Source organism: Nocardia australiensis (assembly GCF_020733705.1).
In the GTDB taxonomy this organism is placed as follows: domain Bacteria; phylum Actinomycetota; class Actinomycetes; order Mycobacteriales; family Mycobacteriaceae; genus Nocardia; species Nocardia australiensis.
Genome location: NZ_JAJFZM010000017.1, coordinates 14,754 through 33,409 on the forward strand (window position 1 = coordinate 14,754; position 18,656 = coordinate 33,409).

An 18,656-nucleotide genomic window follows, 5' to 3' on the forward strand; every position below is an offset into this window, starting at 1 on the left:
CGTCTGCGCCTGATGAACACCCGGCGGATCGAGGCAACCTGCGGCAACCGCACCAAGGCGGCTGGGCACTACGCGAAGAAACCCTGAGCGCCGCCGAAGTCTCAGAAGAGTTCGTCGAGCAGCCGGTAGTAGTCCAGCCGACGCTGATCGGGCTTGTCGAGTCCATACGCCGTGAAGAAGGTGCGCACCTCATCGGCGCCGAAGTCGTCCGACAGATCGCGCGCGGCGAGCGCGAGGTCGCGATATCGGTCCGCCACACCGAGACCGCCGACGTCGATCAGAATGCCGCCCTCCAGCATGTTGGCGGGCGTGAAATCGCCATGTGCGACAACAAGGTCCGCCTCATCCTGGCGCTCGGAAAGCAGCCTGGCAAGCACCTGCCCGGGGTCGAGGCCACGGTGGTCGTCATCGAAATCGGCCGGATCGACCAAACCCTCGATCACACGTCTACGGGCCTGCGCCAGCATGACATCCAGTCCCCCGTCGAACGGGCACTCGGCAATCGGAATGCTGTGCAGTCTCCGCAGCAACGCACCCATGATCGCGCCGACTGTCGCGCACGCGGTATCGGTGACCCGCGTCCCATTGTCTGCCCGAGCCGCCAGACTCGGCACTGCGGCGTCGGCCAGCACCAGGACGTCCTCGTCGAACAGGACGAGGCCAGGCAGTCGAATCCCGCGGTTACGCAGCCAGTTCATCCGCGCGTGCTCCGCGACCGCCCCGGGACCACGCTTTACCCAGTAGGTGCCGTTGACGAACGTGACACCGCCGCTGAGTCCCTCATGTTCATCCGAATACCTCGGCGCATCGCCGAATAGCGCGGATACGGCCTCGGGCCATTCGATCGGCAGCCGATCCAACGCGTTGAGCGTCGCGCGCGTCGACTCGATCAGCTCTGTATCCGACTCCGCGCTACGCAGTGCCAGCGCCTCACCCAAAAGCGTCCGTGCCTCGATAAGCCTGCCCTGCTCGGCCAGTGCCGTGCCCAGGTGCTGCAGGGCAAACGACTGCACCTCCGGCACGTCGCCGCGCGCGAGTGCCAGCGCATGCCGATAGAGCGATTCGGCGGTCGGCACATCACCCCGGTAGCGGTACACGTCGCCCAGATTGATCAGTACCGCGGCCCGCCGCCGCTCGGTATCGGCGAGCTCCAGCGCGCGATCGAGTTGGTCGAGGGCCTCCTCGTAGCGACCGAGCAGCAGTAGGTCGGTGCCGAGATGGCGGAAGTCGGCGTAGTCGGCGGGCCGGGCCGCCGCGACCCGAGCGGTCAGCCGCTCCCGATCGGCGGCAACCATGCGCAGCCGCTCGTCGAGGCGGAAATTCTTACCAGCGGCCGCGGGGCACATCGAAGTCCGCACACAATGCGCGCCATACATCCCGTGGATCGACGCCCGCCTCGATGGCGGCGGCGCCGGTACGTCCGCCCATCGCCGGGATCACATGATCGGTCAGCAGTGCATCACCGCGGGCCACCCCGAACTCGGTGTGCAACAGTTCCTGGAACTCGGTCAACCGCACCGGGTTCAAGATACTCGTGCCCGCGCGGTCGGCGCGGCTGGCCCAGGCTCCTACCGGGCACTCACATTGTCGAGCACCTCATGACACAGCCGGATCGGATCCGATACCGCGGCGACTCCCGCTGCCGCGGCCTCGGCGGCGGCGGTATAGCCGGGGTCATCGAGCAGATCGAGCACGGCGGTACGCACGGATTCGGCGGTGAGTGGACGGATCAGGATCGAACTGCCTTGCCGGACGGCACGATTGGCGAGTTCCCACTGGTCTCCGCCACCGGGAACAGTAACGATCGGGACCCCCGCGAGTAACGATTTGGCCAGCAACCCATGGCCACCGCCACCCACGACAACCGAAGCGTGCGTGAGCAATTCGTCTTGGCGGCCGAGTCCGGCGCTCGCCCAATCGGGCAGGCCGGCCGGCGGGGTGTCCAGCATCGAAATCGCCACACGCACACCGGCTCCGTCCAATGCCTCCAGGACGGTATCGACCATGCCCACGACGCCGGTGTGCGCGGTCGACGGTGCCACCATCACCAGCGGTTCGTCTCCGAGCGGCGGCGAAAGAAGCTCGCTCGTCGGCTCCCACAGCAGCGGGCCGACCAAATGCGTGTTGTCCGGCCAGTCCGGACGCGGCATCTCGAGGGCGGGCAGGGTGGCGATCAGCCGGGCGGCGGGCCCGGGGTCGGTGGCGGGCAGCCCGACGCTCTCGCGAGCATGTTCACGCTGACGCAGACCGTTGCGGATGGCCCTGGCGGTCATGGTGCGCAATACGTTGTCGCGCAGTTTGCCGCGCACACCCTCCCCCGGCGCGAGTCCGCTCCCGATGGGCGGCAACGCCTTCGACGGTAGGTACAGCGGATGCGGGGACAGCTCCACCCACGGCACGCCGAGTCGTTCGGCGGCCATGCCGCCACCCGCGGTGAGCACATCCGACACCACCAGCTCCGGCAGCATCGCGCTCAGGTCCGGCAGGATTTCCGTCGAAATATGTGCGGCCCGTTCATGAATGCGCCGGCCCGCGTCACTGTCGTCGTCGACCGCGCGCGGCGCGAGGCCCTTGAGCCTGCGCACCGGGATACCGGCATCCCGGGCGGCATCGAACCACCGCGGTCCGGTGAACAGCACGGGCTCATCGCCGACGGCCAGGAACCGTTCGCACAGCGCCAACGCGGGAAACGCATGCCCTGGATCCGGCCCAGCTACTACGGCAACACGCATTCGACCAGACTGCCACACTGACAATCGCGCCGGGCGAAGCCATCACGTCTTGCCCGCCCGCAGGATGTTTCCCCAGGCGATGTGCAATGGCCCCGCAGCGCACAACGCGAGATGCCACGATGGTCTAGACCATTGAGACCGTAGCTCGAGGATGACAGTGCCCATCCGCACTGTGGATGAATTGATGAGCCTGCTGAGCGATTGCGCCGACATCTGGGATCAGCCCGGTCGCGGCGGCGGGCTGTCATAGAGCGCGTCGCTGCCGCGAACTGAATCGCGCCCACTCGCCCGGAATCCCCGCGTTGTCATCGCATACATCGCCGATGTAAGGATCCGAGGCCACGGATCGGCCCCCGCGCGGCCGTCAGCCCGCGAAGGTATAGAGCTCGAAGCCGACGGCATGTGCGGCGGGGAATCCGTCTTGCGGGCCAGTGGCCTGCTCGACGATGGCGCGCACCTGGTCGGCAACCGGTTCGGAACGGAGAACCTCCAGGTAACGGCGGTGTTCGGCCAGGGATGCCGCGGCCCGGTCGACGGTGCCCGTGACGTCGACGGCGTGTGTCACGGTTGGGCCGACCACAGCTGCCCAGCGCACCGACCACGGTGGGAGATCGGTGAGTTCGGGGAAGATCCACTCGTTGCCCGCATCGGAGATGGCGTCGAGACCGGCTCGCCCGACCGCGCGATGGTCGGCGCTGTTGACGTAGCCGGGTGCCCAGGTATCGCCGAAGTTGAACAGCACCACCAACTCCGGCCGATGACGCCGGATCGCGGCGGCAAGATCACGGCGCAATGCCAGGTTCCCCTCTATTCGACCATCCGGGTGGCCGAGGAACTCCACCTGATGTACGCCGACGATCTTGGCAGACGCGATTTCTTCGGCCTCACGCAATGGCCCCGCTGTCACGGGCGGTATCCCGGCAATCCCAGCCTCACCGCTGGTGACCAGAACGTAGCGAACGTCCTTCCCCTGATCGGTCCACCGCGCGACGGCCGCGGCAGCGCCGTATTCGATGTCGTCTGGGTGTGCGGCGATCACCAGCCCGCGCTGCCAGTCCTCAGGTAGCTGCTCCACAAGAGCCATTCAAACACTCTGCGCGATCGCGACGACCTATGTCTGCCGAAACCACATGGGCGCGCACCGAACCTGGTTGCGCGCCCTGTTCACGCCCCCGTGATTGCCGTTCCTGGTACTTACCGCTTGTCCACCGACATCGTGGGCACCCGCGAACAGGCGGGGCTACAACTTGGTGACGGAGGACTTGTCCGAGCCCGACACCGCCTTGTACAGCAGGTACAGACCGAACACCACGGCGCTGATCAGAAGAATGGGGAACAGCCCCTTGATGAGTGCGCCGATGATGGCGAGCGCGATCCAGACGACCGCTACGACACCGATAATCTTCCACAACATGCCAGCCTCCAGAGGGTCTAGGGCGAACCGCCACTCGACGATCCGACTTCTCCATCGTGGCAGCACAAAAGGCGAAAATCACCAGGTCACCACCAATATCGGGGAAAGATCAGGGTAGACCCCGAGGCGCTCGAGCACCGGTCACCTGATGGTCGGCGACCTCGGTGAGCGCCTGCGCCCAGCCGTCGAGTCGATCCGCGGCGTGGCGCAGGTCCGATACGATCATGTCGAAATCGTGTCGCAGCACAATGGTTTCGGGTACTGCGAGGATTCGCCCGGCGGCCGCGACTACCTGCTCGTATTCGACGACCCCCGAATCGAGGCGAGTGAGGGCCAACCCGACATTGCCGGAAATTCCTGCCGTCGCGTCGGAGGTCGTTGCGCCCATCATCCCGAGCGCGTGCTCCATCGCGGTGATGTCGGCGGCCAGCGCGTGCAGGGCGGCGGCACCCGATTCCGCGGTTTCCATCATGTCGGCCAATTCGTCGTCGGGAAGCCGCTTCGATCGGGCGATCTGTGCGGTCAATCCGTGCATGGCCCGCTCCGCGTGGATCAGCCTGCCGATCGATGCCCGGGCGCGCGACCACAGCGGGGGTTGTCTACTCGGCACGAAGCTCGCGTGTGGCAATGGCGAACTCCGCAATCTCAAATAGCGGCGGGCGCTCAGCGCGGTTCCCGTGACGAGGGCGACGGCGCCCCCTCCGACCACGATGACCGCCCAGGCGGGGGCGGCGATAATGGCGAGTCCGACGGTTCCCGCCGTCGTAATTCCGGACGCGGTGCCGAGTTGGAAGCTACGTCGGCGCGCCCGGCGGCGCTTGCGTAACTCGCGTTCTCTCGGGTCTGCCCAGCGTCGCACCGCCGACAACGCATGTTCACCGGCCTCGCGCAGATTGTCCGGAAGACTACCGGGCGGCACGATCGCGGACTGGGCGCGTACGACAACTCGACGGCCCAACCGCTCGGCGGCCGGTTTTGCACGAAGCTGCCGCTCGTGGAGTTGCTTTCGACTCACGGCTGCTCTCCCACCGAACCCGTTCTCACCCTCGCGGCTACTGCTGCGCGGTCTGCCCCTTGTTGATCTGCGGCTGTGCGGGATTCACCTGTGCCTGGGCCGGATTGACCGCCGGTGCGCCGGTGCCGCCCGCGGGCAGCGCGTCGCCGCGCATCGACGCACGGATCTGTTCGAGCTTGCTGTGCCCGGCCATCTGGATGCTGGCCTGCTGCACCTCGAGCATCCGTCCCTGCACCGAGTTCTGGGCGAGTTCGGCGGAGCCGAGCGCATTGGCGTAGCGGCGCTCGATCTTGTCACGCACGGCGTCGAGGCTCGGCGTGGAACCGGGGGCCGACAGCGTCGAGTCCATCTGCTGCAGCGAGGCCGAAACCTGCTCCTGCATCTTTGCCTGCTCGAGCTGGCTGAGCAGTTTCGTGCGCTCGGCAACCTTCTGCTGCAACAGCATCGCGTTCTGCTCGACCGCCTTCTTGGCCTGCGCGGCCGCCTGCAGGGACTGGTCGTGCAGGACCTTCAGATCCTCGACGGACTGTTCGGCGGTGACCAGTTGGGCGGCGAACGCCTCGGCCGCGTTGGTGTACTGGATCGCCTTTTCGGTGTCGTTCGCGGTGGCGGCCTGGTCGGCGAGGGTCACCGCCTGGCGCGCGTTGGCATTGAGCTTCTCGACCTCGTCGAGCTGACGGTTGAGCTTCATCTCCAGCTGACGCTGATTGCCGATGACCGATGCGGCCTGCTGCGACAGGGCCTGATGCTGGCGCTGAGCTTCCTCGATAGCCTGCTGAATCTGGATCTTCGGATCCGCATGCTCCTCGATCTTCGAATCGAAGAGGGCCATCAGGTACTTCCAGCCCTTCACGAACGGATTAGCCATCGATTGATCCCGCCTCCATCTGATGTGCCGCGTTGCCACGACTGTAGTGCGCGACCGTCACGCACCCGATATGTGCCTATCCTCCACCATGTGGCACCCAGCCGGGCGGACCCGGCCTTCCGACGCCTAGGGAGAATCTATCCGTTCTCGGCACCGGTCCGCAGCGTTGCCGGCGGCTGCCACCACTGCTCGTGCGTCACATGCCCTTCACCAGAACCAGCATGTCGGATTTCGGCGCCGGAATGACGATCCGCGTGTCCTGCGCGATGTGCGGCGGCGAACCGGCTCCGGCCACCGACATGGCGGCGGTCGCGGGTGCCGACGCGGACGCCGGTGCCAGCGCGGGCTCGTCGGGCTCGACCGCGGCGGTCTGCTCGGTCTCCGGCGTAGCGGCGGCGTGGGCGGACTCGCGAGCGGGCACCCCGTTAGCGCCCGCCATGATCGTGCTCACATCCCAGAGCACCCTCGACAGCGGCACATCCAGGGCGGCGCAGATGGCGGCCAGCAGTTCGCTGGATGCCTCCTTGCGACCGCGTTCGACCTCCGACAGATAGCCGAGACTCACCCGCGCCGAGGTGGAGACCTCACGCAAAGTCCGATTCTGGGCGAGACGAGCACGCCGCAGACTGTCCCCGATCGCCTCTCGCAGCAGCGTCATCTCGTTCTCCTTCGCTCCATGGCAGCGGGCCATACGCGGCGCGGTCGAGCACTGCGCATGCCGTCCTTTCTGACACAACGTCGAACGCCTGCCGGTTGGTTCCCGTCACAGCGAACTTCGATTACCCCGCAGATCCCGCAGTAACTCCCGGATAGCCGTGTGCGTCGCACCGATTCTGATACTCCACCGGTCACCGTGGAGTTTCAAACGGACCACCTCTGTGTGCCCGGGACCGGCCAGCCCGAGAAAGACGGTGCCGACGGGATGGCCGTCCTGTTCGTCCGGCCCGGCGACGCCGGTCAGCCCGACACCCCAGTCCGCGCAGCATCTGATCCGCGCACCTACGGCCAACTGCTCGGCCGTGCCTGCCGCGACGGGACCGTGGGCCGCGAGCAATTCGTCACTGACACCGGCCAGGGTGTGTTTGAGATCGGTGGCGTACACCACCAAACCGCCGCGCAGCACCACGCTGGCGCCCGGCACTCCGGCGATGGCCGCGGCGAGCAGACCCGCAGTGAGGGATTCCGCCGTCGCGACGGTCTGCCCGGCGGCGGCGAGCGCCCGCACCAACTCGGCGGCGGGCGCGCCAGCGATCAGCGGATCGGTCATGACCACGCCCATAAGACTCCGGCATGATCGAGGACCGCGCCGACGTACTCGTTCATGCCCCGCGTGCGCGACCGGACGAGCCAGCGAACCAGACCCTGGCCGCCTGCCCCACGTAGTCGAGCCCGGTGAGTACCGTCAGCGCGACAGCCACATACATCAAAACCATTCCCGCAGTAGCGAATCCACCGGCCAGCGGCAACAGCAGCACCGCGATGGCGACGGACTGCACCAGCGTCTTCAACTTGCCACCATGCCCGGCCGGGATGACGCCACGGCGCACCACCGCGAGCCGCAACAGGGTGACCCCGATCTCGCGACCACAGATTACGATCGTTATCCACCACGCCAGGTCACCGAGTACCGAGAGCCCGATCACCGCCGAACCGATCAGCGCCTTGTCCGCGATGGGATCGGCGAGCTTGCCGAAATCGGTGACCAGTCCGTATTTGCGAGCTAATTGCCCGTCGAAGCGATCGGTGATTGCGGCGATACCGAACAGTGCGGCCGCAGTGATCCGCCAACCGGTCTGGTGACCGCCGTCTGCGAACAATGCGAGCACGAACAACGGCACGAGCGCGATCCGCATCATCGTCAGCACGTTCGCGATATTCATCAGCGGAACCACCGGCTCAACCGGCGCGGGTACGAACCCGGAGTGCGCCGGACTCGGCTCGGTCCAACGGCGATCTATTTCGTCGGGTTGCACGCTCATACCCCTGCCCCACCGGGGGCAGCGCACGAGAACATGGCTCGCGCACGAGGCTCGAGCGGTGACAAGATCCGCTCGCTCATGGGCCGCGTCCACGCTCGGTCACGCCGCTCCGCGCGAAGCGGTGAGCGGAGCGATCGGATGTGCGGCACACCCCCAGCCTATCGGTAACCGGGCCGACTACTGTGCACCCCATGACCTCTCGGGGACCACTAGGTGGTTCGACCAGCGACGCGCATCCGGGCGCGGCACCTGCCGCACATAATTCCCTACCCACTGTGCGTCGTGCTCGAACCTCCGATGTGCCCGATATCAAACTTCTCGTCGATGCTTACGCCGGCCGGATCCTGCTGGAAAAGAACCTGGTCACGTTGTACGAGGCGGTACAGGAATTCTGGGTCGCCGAACTCGACGGCCGGGTGATCGGCTGCGGCGCGCTACATGTCCTGTGGGCGGATCTCGGCGAGGTACGCACGGTGGCGGTGCATCCCGACGTGAAGGGACACGGCATAGGAAAGCTCATCGTGCAACGGCTGATCACGGTGGCCAGGGAACTGGAACTGAGCCGGGTATTCGTGCTGACCTTCGAGGTCGACTTCTTTTCCAGGCACGGCTTCGTGGAGATCGATGGCACACCGGTGACCGCCGAGGTATATGCCGAGATGTGCCGGTCCTATGACACCGGTGTCGCCGAATTCCTCGACCTCAGCTTCGTGAAACCCAACACCCTCGGCAACACTCGAATGCTGCTGAATCTCTGACAGGAAGCGATCCACCGTGCCGATCTTCGCCGTTCACTACACCTACTCCGAGGCCACGGTCCCCGGCCGCGACACCTGTCGCCCCGAGCATCGGGCCTGGCTGTCGGGCCACCTCGAGGCAGGCAATCTACTCAGCAGCGGGCCGTACCCGGATGGTTCGGGCGCATTGCTGCTGTTCCAGGCTCCCGACGCGGCCGCGCTCGTGAACACGCTGGCCGAGGATCCCTTCGCGCGCGAGAAACTGATCGATGCCGTCCGTGCCGTCGAATGGCTCCCGGTGATGGGCACGTTCACGTCCTGATCGACCGGCCTGATCTGCTCGGCCGCGACCGTTGGCGTCGTCCTGTATGGCGATGTCAACGGTCGCGGTTCGTTGGACTATTGGCCGCCACCGGGATGGCTGTCGACCTGACTACCCGCCGTGCCTCGGGTTTTGACGAGACTCGCCACCGTCGCGACGATCAGAATTCCGAGGATGACACCGAGCGATGTCGGCGTGGAAATCTCCGGGACACTCACATGCTCGCCACCATTGATGAACGGCAGCGTGTTCTCGTGCAACGCGTGCAGGACCAGTTTGACGCCGATGAACGCGAGAATCGCCGACAATCCGTAGGACAGATAGACCAGACGCTCCAGCAAACCACCGATCAAGAAGAACAGCTGGCGTAATCCCATGAGCGCGAACGCGTTCGCGGTGAAAACGAGGTAGGGCTCGCTGGTGAGACCGTAGATGGCCGGAATCGAATCCAGGGCGAACAGCAGGTCGGCGAAACCGATCGCCAGCAGCGCCAGCAACAGCGGCGTGACCACCTTTCGCCCATCGACGCTGGTGATCAACTTGTCGCCGTCGAAACTGTCGGTGGTCGGCAGCACCCGCTTGGCCAGCGCGACGATCCGGCTGTCGCGTTTCTCTTCGTGCTCGACCTCGTGACCGCTCTCGCGCAGCAGACCGAAGGCCGTGTACACGAGAAATAGGCCGAACAGATAGAACACCCAGCTGAACGCGCTGATCGCCGCGGCACCGACCGCGATGAAGATGCCACGCATCACCAGGGCGAGCACGATGCCGATCAACAGGACCTTCTGCTGGTATATCCGCGGCACCGCGAAGGTCGACATGATTATTACGAAGATGAACAGGTTGTCCACCGAGAGCGCTTTCTCGGTGACGAAGCCCGCGTAATACTCGCCCGCGAAAGTCGAACCCCATCGCCAGGCAACGAACCCACCGAAGAGCAGCGCGATCCCGATGTACACCGCCGACCAGCTTCCGGATTCCTTGAAGCTCGGATCGTGCGGTGTGCGGACGTGTGCGAAGAAGTCGAAGACGAACAGCCCGAGGATCACGACAATCGTGATCACCCATTCGAGTGCGGTTACATCCATGCGGCGGGCCGATCGACGGGGAATGTCATGACAACCAGCATGCCCGATTTGCCCCATTTTTGTCGGCTTGCGGAGCAGTTGCTGTCGATAATTTCACATGCGGCCACCGCAATACGCGCGCGACAGTGGCCGGCGTGACCGACGCGGCAAGAACTGATCTCAACTGCTACAACAAGACTCGTCGCCACCGGCCTCGTAACCATCCGACCGGCGCCGCACCGGTCGGCCACCGGGCAAAAAGGTTTCCCACGTCGCGTCCGGATGCTAGCGTCGACGACGACGTAACAGGGACACACAGAAAGGCGTAGGCAGATGATCATGCAGATCCGACAGCGGGACTTGCTCGATGGTGCGCGCCGCGCCTGTGCCCGACTATCGATCCGGACCGAGCGCCGGTCGATGCGCGTCCGGAGCGGCCCCTGAGGTCTCGATTTCGAGCAGACCTGCAAGGGGTCATTCCGCGGCACAGGCCAAGGGATGCCCCCTTTTTCGTGCCACCACAATTTCACAGCGACGATTGGCAGTATGCCCGCGCGGCCGAGGAGACCTGACTGTAAATCAGGTGCGTTCACGCCATCGGAGGTTCGAATCCTCCTACTGCCACGAAGTTTTCGGGCCCGCGTAGCTCAGCGGAATAGAGCGGCGTCCTCCGACGGCGCGGGCCGGTGGTTCGATCCCACCCACGGGCACCGAAAACTCATCCCTCGTAGCCCAATCGGAAGAGGCACCGTCCCTAGAAGTCGGCCAGTGCGAGTTCGAATCTCGCCGAGGGAACCAGTCCGCGCCGCGACGCGGACGCATGCGTTCGTAGCTCAATTGGACAGAGCACCGGAATACGAATCCGGTGGTTGGGGGCAAGTCCTCGCGAGCGCACCGATGGAGTGTGGTGTAGTCGGCACTTACTCTTCGTTCGAGCCCTCGGCCCCTTCCGGGTCGCCGCCACGGATCGACCACAGCAGACCCTCGAGTTCGTCGGGCTTGATGAGCACATCGCGTGCCTTCGAGCCCTCGCTCGGGCCGACGACGCCGCGGGTTTCCATCAGGTCCATCAGGCGGCCCGCCTTGGCGAAGCCGACACGCAATTTGCGCTGCAGCATAGAGGTCGAGCCGAATTGTGAAGTGACAACCAATTCCACGGCCTGCAACAGCACATCAAGGTCGCCGCCGATATCGGGATCGACGTCCTTCTTCTCGCCGGCCTTGGCGGCGGTCACGCCCTCCTGATAGTCGGGTTCGGCCTGGTTCTTGGCGAAATCGACGACGGCATGGATTTCCTCGTCGCTGATGAACGCACCCTGTAGACGGGTTGGCTTGCCCGCGCCCATGGGCAAGAACAGGCCGTCACCCATACCGATCAGTTTTTCCGCGCCGGGCTGGTCGAGGATGACTCGGGAGTCGGTCAACGAGGAGGTGGCGAAGGCCAGGCGGGAGGGCACATTGGTCTTGATCAGACCGGTGACCACGTCCACCGAGGGGCGCTGGGTGGCCAGGACCAGGTGAATGCCTGCGGCACGGGCCTTTTGGGTAATGCGGACGATGGCTTCCTCGACATCGCGGGGGGCGGTCATCATCAGGTCGGCGAGTTCGTCGACGATGGCCAAGATATACGGGTAGGGCCGGTATACCCGTTCGCTACCCAGTGGCGCGGTGATCGCGCCGGACTTGACCTTCTTGTTGAAGTCGTCGATGTGGCGAACCTTGTTGGCCTGCATGTCCTGATACCGCTGCTCCATCTCCTCCACGAGCCAGGCCAGCGCGGCGGCGGCCTTCTTCGGCTGGGTGATGATGGGGGTGATCAGGTGCGGAATACCCTCGTAGGGGGTCAGTTCCACCATTTTCGGGTCGATAAGGATCATCCGGACCTCGTCCGGTGTGGCCCGCCCCAGCAGCGAAACCAGCATCGAGTTCACGAAACTCGACTTACCCGATCCGGTGGAACCCGCGACCAGCAGGTGCGGCATCTTGGCCAGGTTGGCGGAAACGAATTCGCCCTCGATGTTCTTGCCTAGTCCGATCACCAACGGGTGGTGATCGTTTCGGGTGGAGGGCGCCTTGAGCACATCGGCCAGGCGCACGAGTTCGCGATCGGCGTTGGGTACTTCGATACCGACCGCGGATTTACCGGGGATGGGGGCGAGCAACCGAACATTTTCCGTCGCAACGGCATACGCGATATTGCGGGTCAGCGCGGTGATCTTCTCGACCTTCACGCCGGGCCCGAGTTCGACCTCGTACCGGGTGACCGTCGGGCCGCGCACGAATCCGGTGACCGCCGCGTCGATCTTGAATTGCACCAGCACCTCGGTGATCGCCTCGATCATCGATTCGTTGGCGGCACTGCGCTTCTTGGGCGGATCACCTTCAGTGAGCAGCGTCAGCGGTGGCAGCGCGTAGTCGCCCTCGATCTCTCGATCGGGGATCAATTCCATCTGCTTGGGCGGGGGCGGCGGTGTCTGGTCGGTCACCTTGACCGGCCGCTTCTTCGGCTTAGGCTTCTCCTCGGGCGCTTCGGCCGCAACGGGTTTGGCATCACGAAGCGGCGGCTCGCCGAGTGCCTCTGTTACGGCGTCGGGATCGCCGAACTCATCGGGCGGGTAGTTCTCGGCGGGGGTGCGTCCGCGCCGCTTCGACCCGGCGGAGCGGTGCAGCGGGAATCCGTCGGCGTCGTAGTTGGCGGGGTCGTATTCGCCGTCGTAGTCACCGTATTCGTCACCACCGCTGCCGGTGCCGAAGTATTGGCTCAACCGATGTGGCACCTCGCGTACGGTGGTGCCGGTCAGGAGCAATAGCCCGAACACGATGGCGAGCAGCAGAATCGGCACCGAGAGCCAGGCCGTCAGTCCGTTCGTGAGCGGCCCGCCCACCACGAAACCGACGAAACCCGCTGCGTGCGAACGCCCGTGCCCGTCGGTCGGCGCACCGGCCGCGATATGCCACAACCCCATGATCGGCAGTCCGACCAGCAGTCCGCCGAGAACCAATCGCGGGCGAATTTCCGGGTGCGCCTCGGTACGCATCAAGACGATCGCGATCGCGGTGGCGACAAACGGCAGCCCGGCTGACGCCGAACCCGCGATCGCGCGAATAACGGCCTCCACCCAGTGCCCGATCGGCCCGCCCGCCGAGAGCCAGACGGCCGCGGCGATAACGGCGCTGAGCGCGATGAGGGCGAGAGCGACGCCGTCGCGGCGATGCCCGTGCTCGATCTCTCCGGCCCTGCTGATCGCGCGCGTGGTGGCGCCGAGGCCGCGAGCGAGCATGTTCCAGCCACTGCTGATGCCGCGGCTGATCACCATCAGCGGAGCGGTATTCGACTTCCCGCGCGCCGGACGGCGTACCGGAGTGGCGCGACCACGCGGCGCGGCGGCACCGCGACGAGGCGCGGCGCCACGCGGAGTGGCCGAACGAGACCGAGCAGTGGTGGTCCTCCCCCGCGCCGATCCCGCCCGCGCACGAGTGGTCGTGGAGCTGCGGGACTTTCCTGCCATGGACTCAGGCTAGCCGCAATCGCACCATCCAGACCATCAGCAACACTGGTATCGCTCGTCTCAACCGTGCAGAATTGGACGGAATCCCAGGTGGCGCACGCCGCCGTACGGACACATTTTCCCACCACGCCGCGCCAAGGATCGGGCCGGAAGCACCGATCCCGGTGCCTTTTCCCGTGTTCGACGACGACCGGCGTCTAGACCGAGCGATCCAGGCTCAGCACAGCACGCACCGATTCGGGCTCACCGGCGGTCTCGATACGCACTTCGTCCCGGCCGAAGGCGTGTAGCAGCAATTCCGACGGCTTCCCCGTCAACGTCACCTCGCCAGTGGCGCTCGTACGCACGACCACGCGCTCACCGTCCGGCGTTGCGAGAACAACGGTGACCGGCGCCTTCCGATACGACATCCGGCCGGTCTTGCGTAGCAGCGCCCACAACCTCGCCTCGTCGTCGTCGGGCAGTTCGCGTGGCTCCCAACCGGGCGAGCCGCGACGCACATCCTCGTGGTGGACGAACATTTCCGACAGGTTGGCCACCGCGTCGACCGGTCGCAGTGGCGACCACCACGGCGGGCCGGTGCGAACCTGCTCGAGCAATTCGGGAAACGGCCTGCGTGCGGCCTGCTGCCGCACCCGTTCGAGATATCCGGCGAACGGCTTCAGCAGGATCCCCGGCGCCGCATCGGGGCGTCGTTCCCGAACCACCAAGTGCGCGGCCAAATCTCGCACGGTCCATCCCCCGCAAAGGGTCGGCGCGTCCGGTCCCATGGTGGACATCATCGCGACCAGTGCCCGACGTTCCCGCTGCGCCATGTTCACATGCTCGAACATAGTCGGTTTCTCGAGTATGGCCGTTGCCAGACAGATTCGATCGGCCGCGAATTCCAGGGTGGCGCCGAAGGCTTCGGCTCTGTAGCTTGTTCTCGGTCCATCGGGTCATGGACCATGAGGCAAGAAGGGGATTCTTTGTGAAGAAGTTCGTCACCGGTGCCGCCATCGTGGCGGCGACGGTTGGATCTGTGCTGGCCACCGCAGCGCCCGCGCAAGCCCAATACGGCTACTACGGCGCAATCGCTGTGGCGCACAACGGAGATTACGCAATCTCGAACAACTACAGCAGCTACGCCGAAGCAGAGAGCAACGCTGTGGCGGGCTGCGGCCTCGGCTGCGAGGTGCTGATCTCGTGGACCAACGGCTGCGGTGTGCTCGCCAGTTCGTCGAGCCAGTGGAGCGGTGCGGCTCGCGCGAGCTACTCCGCGGCCCGCTCGGCCGCGTTGAGTCGCCTCAACGGCGGGTACGTCGTGGACTGGCGCTGCACCAGCGGTTACTCGCTGTAACTCCGAGGCCATCACCGTCGCGACGACCGTCCAGGTCCGCGACATTCAATTCAGGGGAAAAGTAGTGAAAAACCGATCAATTCGAGCGGCGGTCGCGGTAGCGCTCGCCACTGCGGCATTCGGCCTCGCCGCATGCAGCTCCGACAAGGACTCCGACTCCGGCACGAGCACGACGCAGGCCGCCGGCAAGTTCGAAGAGGGCAAGAACTCCGACCCGGTCGACGGTTCGGCCAAGCCGAGTACGCCGCCGCCGAACCTGGCGAAGCCGTCCACCCAGCTGCTCAACGACCGGATCACCAAAGCCTTCGATCCGAATGTCGGCAACGAGGAAAAGATCAGCTGGGTGCAGGACGCCGAGCGCGATCCCGAGCTGGTGAACAAGCTTGTCGACGCGGCCAAGGCACAGAACGTCAAGGTGGAGATCACCGGCGTACAGGAGCCGAAGGACGGCAAGCTGAAGGCCGACGCCAAGGTCACCATCGACGGTTCGCCGGTGGAGAACGCGTTCGTCGAGTTCGTCGCCGTCGGTGACCAGTGGCAGGTCTCGCACCAGTTCACGTGCAATATCGTGAAGTCCGCGAAGCTGGATTCGGCTGCCTGCCAAGCGAAGTGAGTTCCAGACAGTAAAGAAACCGCCGGATGACCAATCATCCGGCGGTTTCTTGTTGTGCGGGTCTCAGACTCCGATGACGGTCGGCACGATCATCGGGCGGCGCCGATAGACATCGGCGACCCAGCGACCGACGACACGGCGCACGCTCTGGGCGATACGGTGGGTGTCGGTGACGCCCTCCCCCGCCAGCCGCAGCAGTTCGGCGTCCACGAGTTCTGCGGCATCGGCCAGCGCGGTCGGATCGTCGGAGAAACCGCGCCCGCTCACCTCCGGCGGGCTGACCGCCTTACCGGTCGAGGAGTCGACGGCGACGGTGATCGAAATGAATCCGCCCTCGCCGAGCACCAGCCGATCCGACAGGGTCGATTCCCCGACATCGCCGACGGAAAGTCCGTCGACATAAACATGTCCGACCGGAACCCGCCCGACAATCGAGGCGATCCCGTCGACCAGGTCAACCACCACGCCGTCCTCGGCGAGCACCACCCGGTCCTCGGGCACACCGGTGGCCACGGCAAGGGCGGCATTGGCGCGCAGATGCCGCCATTCACCGTGCACCGGCATGGCATTCGTCGGCCGGACCGCGTTGTAGAGATAGAGCAGTTCGCCCGCGGAAGCGTGCCCGGAGACGTGCACCTTCGCGTTCTGCTGGGTAATCACCGTGGCACCGAGCCTGGCCAGCCCGTTGACCACCGCGAATACCGAGTTCTCATTGCCCGGGATGAGCGAGGAGGCCAGGACAACCAAATCGTCCTGGCGGATATTGATCTGACGGTGTTCGCCGCGCGCCATCCGCGACAGCGCCGAGAGCGGCTCGCCCTGCGAGCCCGTGGAGATCAGCACCAGCTTGTCGCCGGGCAGTGTGGCCGCGACATCAAGATCGACGACCACCGAGTCCGGCACCGTCAAATAGCCGAGATCCTGGGCGATTTCCATATTGCGGACCATGGAACGTCCGACGAAGCACACCCGCCGTCCGTATTTCTGTGCCACGTCGACGACCTGCTGGATGCGATGCACATGGCTGGCGAAGGACGCCACGATGACACGATTGCGTGCCTTTCCGATCACCGTGTCGAGCACGCCACCGATCTCGCGTTCGGGCGTGACGAAGCCGGGCACCTCGGCGTTGGTGGAGTCGACCAGGAATAGGTCTACGCCCTCGTCACCCAATCGGGAGAACCCGGCCAGGTCGGTGAGCCGACCGTCCAGCGGCAGCTGATCGAGCTTGATATCGCCGGTGTGCAGCACCACGCCTGCGGACGTGCGGATAGCGACGGCGATCGCGTCCGGAATGGAGTGGTTGACCGCGAAGTATTCGCAGCCGAATGGGCCGTGCGTGGTGTGCTGCCCCTCGACCACCTCGACCAGCTTCGGGCGCAGCCGGTGCTCACGGCATTTGGCGGCCACCAGCGCGAGGGTGAACTTCGAACCCACGACCGGGATGTCGGAACGCAACCGCAGCAGGAACGGCACCGCGCCGATGTGGTCCTCGTGGCCGTGGGTGAGGACGATGGCGACGATGTCATCCATCCGGTCCTCGATGGGCCGGAAGTCGGGCAGGATCAAATCGACGCCGGGCTGCTGGTCCTCGGGGAACAGCACACCGCAGTCGACGATGAGAAGCTTGCCGTTGTATTCGAAAACGGTCATGTTGCGGCCGATTTCGCCGATTCCGCCCAGGGCGAAAACGCGTAGACCGTTCTTCGGCAGCTTCGGCGGGCTGCCGAGCCGATCCGCCAGTGGTCGATCGGTCGGACGAGCCGGAGCCTGCTCGGCCCGGCCGCGACCGGACTGCTGACGACCACGGCCGGGCCGCTTGGCCGGCGCAGACGACTCGGGTGCCGTCTTTTTGGCCGCGGGCTTCTTGGCTGGTGCCTTCTTGGCTGGGGCCTGAGCCGCAGCGGTCGCGGACTGTTTCGCGCGCTTGGGTTGTGTCGCGGACTGCACGGTACTAGCGGCCTGTCCAGCGGCTTCGACCTGTGCCGCTTCGGCGGACAGCACCATGCTGTCGAGCTGTGTGGGACTGTCCTGCGGTGCCGGTTGCGCTGCCGGCACCGGCACCGGCACTGGTGCGAGCGCGGGCGCGCCCGCGGCGCGTGAGGCGGTACGGCGGGGACGGCGTGCTGGCGTGTCGCTCATCAGAGAACCCCTGCCATACGTAGATCGGCGGACAGCTCATCGAGTTGTTCGAGCGACGGCATCAATTGCGGCAAGCGCGGTTCCCCTACCTCTACACCCAGCAAATGCAAACTGGCCTTGGTCATCGCGACACCACCGAGCCTGGCCATCGCCCGATACAGCGGCAGTAGACGCACATTGATCTCCTGGGCGCGCACCACTTCGCCCGCCGAATAGGCGTCCAGCATTTCCCGTAGCCGCTCCGGCACCAGGTGTCCGATCACGCTGATGAATCCGGCGGCACCGACCGACAGCCATGGCAGGTTCAACACATCGTCACCGGAATAGAAGGTCAGGCCGGTTCCGGCGATGAGGGCAGCCCCGGAACCGAGATCGCCCTTGGCGTCCTTGACCGCGACGATTCGCGGATGTTCGGCGAGCCGTCGAATGGTTTCCGGTGCGATCGGCACCACCGAGCGCGGCGGAATGTCATAGAGAGTCACCGGGAGGTCGGTCGCGTCGGCCACCGCGGTGAAGTGCGCGATCAGACCTTCCTGGGTGGGCCGGGAGTAATACGGTGTCACCACGAGTAGCCCATGAGCACCGGCCCGCTGCGCATTGCGGGCGAGTTCGATGGAATGCATCGTGTCGTAAGTGCCCGCGCCCGCGATCACCGTGGCGCGATCGCCGACGGCGTCGACGACGGCGCGCAGCAGATCGGCCTTCTCGGATTCGGTGGTGGTGGGCGACTCACCGGTGGTACCGGAGATCGCGAGCAGATCGACGCCGCGCTCGACCAAACGGTTCGCCAGCGCGACACCGGCATCGACGTCGAGCTTGCCCTCGGCACTGAAGGGGGTCACCATCGCGACACCTACCGTGCCGGACGCGCGCAGCTCCGTTGGCGTCGATTCACCGTTCGTCATGGTCAGAAAGGCTA

19 protein-coding genes and 4 tRNA genes are annotated in these 18,656 nt (G+C 65.5%); 8 read left to right on the plus strand and 15 right to left on the minus strand.

The features are described from left to right. Positions 1-101: 101 nt before the first annotated feature. From LKE06_RS29285 to pgsA, 10 genes are all read right to left on the minus strand, one after another. Positions 102-1,358 carry a phosphotransferase gene (locus LKE06_RS29285; protein ID WP_228002627.1) on the minus strand — a complete coding sequence of 419 codons (1,257 nt, stop codon included), beginning with the start codon at positions 1,356-1,358 and terminating at the stop codon, positions 102-104. Then, a complete protein-coding gene (locus LKE06_RS29290; RefSeq protein WP_228002629.1) occupies positions 1,324-1,518 on the minus strand; it encodes a DUF3046 domain-containing protein in 195 nt (64 codons plus the stop codon). The genes LKE06_RS29285 and LKE06_RS29290 overlap by 35 nt, the downstream gene beginning before the upstream one ends. 50 nt (positions 1,519-1,568) lie before the next feature. Next, a complete protein-coding gene (locus tag LKE06_RS29295) occupies positions 1,569-2,732 on the minus strand; it encodes a glycosyltransferase (protein WP_228002630.1) in 1,164 nt (387 codons plus the stop codon). Between the two features lie 364 nt (positions 2,733-3,096). Further along, positions 3,097-3,807 carry a PIG-L deacetylase family protein gene (locus LKE06_RS29300; protein ID WP_228003253.1) on the minus strand — a complete coding sequence of 237 codons (711 nt, stop codon included), beginning with the start codon at positions 3,805-3,807 and terminating at the stop codon, positions 3,097-3,099. Between the two features lie 165 nt (positions 3,808-3,972). Beyond that, on the minus strand, positions 3,973-4,146 hold the full coding sequence (locus LKE06_RS29305) for a hypothetical protein (protein WP_228002632.1): 174 nt from the start codon (positions 4,144-4,146) through the stop codon (positions 3,973-3,975). 109 nt (positions 4,147-4,255) lie between these two features. After that, positions 4,256-5,161, minus strand: coding sequence for a phage shock envelope stress response protein PspM (gene pspM / locus LKE06_RS29310; RefSeq protein ID WP_228002633.1), 906 nt, complete (start codon positions 5,159-5,161; stop codon positions 4,256-4,258). Positions 5,162-5,198: 37 nt separating this feature from the next. Continuing rightward, positions 5,199-6,029 carry a phage shock protein PspA gene (gene pspA / locus LKE06_RS29315; protein ID WP_228002634.1) on the minus strand — a complete coding sequence of 277 codons (831 nt, stop codon included), beginning with the start codon at positions 6,027-6,029 and terminating at the stop codon, positions 5,199-5,201. Positions 6,030-6,225: 196 nt separating this feature from the next. Next, positions 6,226-6,687: a helix-turn-helix domain-containing protein gene (locus LKE06_RS29320; protein ID WP_228002636.1), complete on the minus strand. Its 462-nt coding sequence runs from the start codon at positions 6,685-6,687 to the stop codon at positions 6,226-6,228. A gap of 105 nt (positions 6,688-6,792) precedes the next feature. After that, positions 6,793-7,296 (minus strand): CinA family protein, encoded by a 504-nt coding sequence (locus LKE06_RS29325; protein WP_228002639.1) that lies wholly within the window; start codon positions 7,294-7,296, stop codon positions 6,793-6,795. Between the two features lie 52 nt (positions 7,297-7,348). Next, complete coding sequence (pgsA, locus tag LKE06_RS29330) at positions 7,349-8,008, minus strand: CDP-diacylglycerol--glycerol-3-phosphate 3-phosphatidyltransferase (RefSeq protein ID WP_228002641.1); 660 nt, start codon at positions 8,006-8,008, stop codon at positions 7,349-7,351. Positions 8,009-8,199: 191 nt separating this feature from the next. Between pgsA and LKE06_RS29335 the strand changes: the two genes are divergently transcribed. Both LKE06_RS29335 and LKE06_RS29340 read left to right on the plus strand, forming a co-directional pair. After that, positions 8,200-8,766, plus strand: a complete 567-nt coding sequence (locus LKE06_RS29335; RefSeq protein ID WP_228002643.1) for an amino-acid N-acetyltransferase — start codon at positions 8,200-8,202, stop codon at positions 8,764-8,766. Positions 8,767-8,782: 16 nt separating this feature from the next. Next, the gene (locus tag LKE06_RS29340) at positions 8,783-9,067 is read left to right on the plus strand and encodes a YciI family protein (RefSeq protein ID WP_228002645.1); all 285 of its coding nucleotides are present in this window, start codon (positions 8,783-8,785) and stop codon (positions 9,065-9,067) included. 77 nt (positions 9,068-9,144) lie between these two features. Here the strand turns inward: LKE06_RS29340 and LKE06_RS29345 are convergent, their stop codons facing one another. Then, positions 9,145-10,155: a TerC family protein gene (locus LKE06_RS29345; protein ID WP_228002647.1), complete on the minus strand. Its 1,011-nt coding sequence runs from the start codon at positions 10,153-10,155 to the stop codon at positions 9,145-9,147. Between the two features lie 519 nt (positions 10,156-10,674). On the opposite strand from LKE06_RS29345, the gene LKE06_RS29350 reads away from it, so the two are divergent. The 4 genes from LKE06_RS29350 (at position 10,675) to LKE06_RS29365 (ending at position 11,028) form a co-directional block, all read left to right on the plus strand. Further along, positions 10,675-10,758 (plus strand) — tRNA-Tyr (locus LKE06_RS29350). 12 nt (positions 10,759-10,770) lie between these two features. Further along, a tRNA-Arg gene (locus tag LKE06_RS29355) sits at positions 10,771-10,844 on the plus strand. An 11-nt stretch (positions 10,845-10,855) separates the two neighbouring features. Further along, positions 10,856-10,932, plus strand: a tRNA-Leu gene (locus LKE06_RS29360). A 24-nt stretch (positions 10,933-10,956) separates the two neighbouring features. After that, a tRNA-Arg gene (locus LKE06_RS29365) sits at positions 10,957-11,028 on the plus strand. A 26-nt stretch (positions 11,029-11,054) separates the two neighbouring features. Here LKE06_RS29365 and LKE06_RS29370 read toward each other — a convergent pair. Together LKE06_RS29370 and LKE06_RS29375 are read right to left on the minus strand one after the other, a co-directional pair. Beyond that, positions 11,055-13,643 (minus strand): DNA translocase FtsK, encoded by a 2,589-nt coding sequence (locus LKE06_RS29370; protein WP_228002649.1) that lies wholly within the window; start codon positions 13,641-13,643, stop codon positions 11,055-11,057. 197 nt (positions 13,644-13,840) lie between these two features. After that, positions 13,841-14,464 carry a TIGR03085 family metal-binding protein gene (locus tag LKE06_RS29375; RefSeq protein ID WP_228003254.1) on the minus strand — a complete coding sequence of 208 codons (624 nt, stop codon included), beginning with the start codon at positions 14,462-14,464 and terminating at the stop codon, positions 13,841-13,843. A gap of 149 nt (positions 14,465-14,613) precedes the next feature. Here LKE06_RS29375 and LKE06_RS29380 point away from each other — a divergent pair, with 149 nt between their 5' ends. Both LKE06_RS29380 and LKE06_RS29385 read left to right on the plus strand, forming a co-directional pair. Beyond that, positions 14,614-14,982 carry a DUF4189 domain-containing protein gene (locus LKE06_RS29380; RefSeq protein ID WP_228002650.1) on the plus strand — a complete coding sequence of 123 codons (369 nt, stop codon included), beginning with the start codon at positions 14,614-14,616 and terminating at the stop codon, positions 14,980-14,982. A 64-nt stretch (positions 14,983-15,046) separates the two neighbouring features. Then, entirely contained in the window at positions 15,047-15,595 is a 549-nt protein-coding gene (locus tag LKE06_RS29385) for a WKL family lipoprotein (RefSeq protein WP_228002652.1), read from the plus strand. A gap of 63 nt (positions 15,596-15,658) precedes the next feature. On the opposite strand, the gene LKE06_RS29390 is transcribed toward LKE06_RS29385, so the two are convergent. Further along, positions 15,659-17,737 carry a ribonuclease J gene (locus LKE06_RS29390; protein WP_228002654.1) on the minus strand — a complete coding sequence of 693 codons (2,079 nt, stop codon included), beginning with the start codon at positions 17,735-17,737 and terminating at the stop codon, positions 15,659-15,661. Next, positions 17,737-18,642 carry a 4-hydroxy-tetrahydrodipicolinate synthase gene (dapA, locus tag LKE06_RS29395; RefSeq protein WP_228002655.1) on the minus strand — a complete coding sequence of 302 codons (906 nt, stop codon included), beginning with the start codon at positions 18,640-18,642 and terminating at the stop codon, positions 17,737-17,739. The genes LKE06_RS29390 and dapA overlap by 1 nt, the downstream gene beginning before the upstream one ends. Positions 18,643-18,656: the final 14 nt, after the last annotated feature.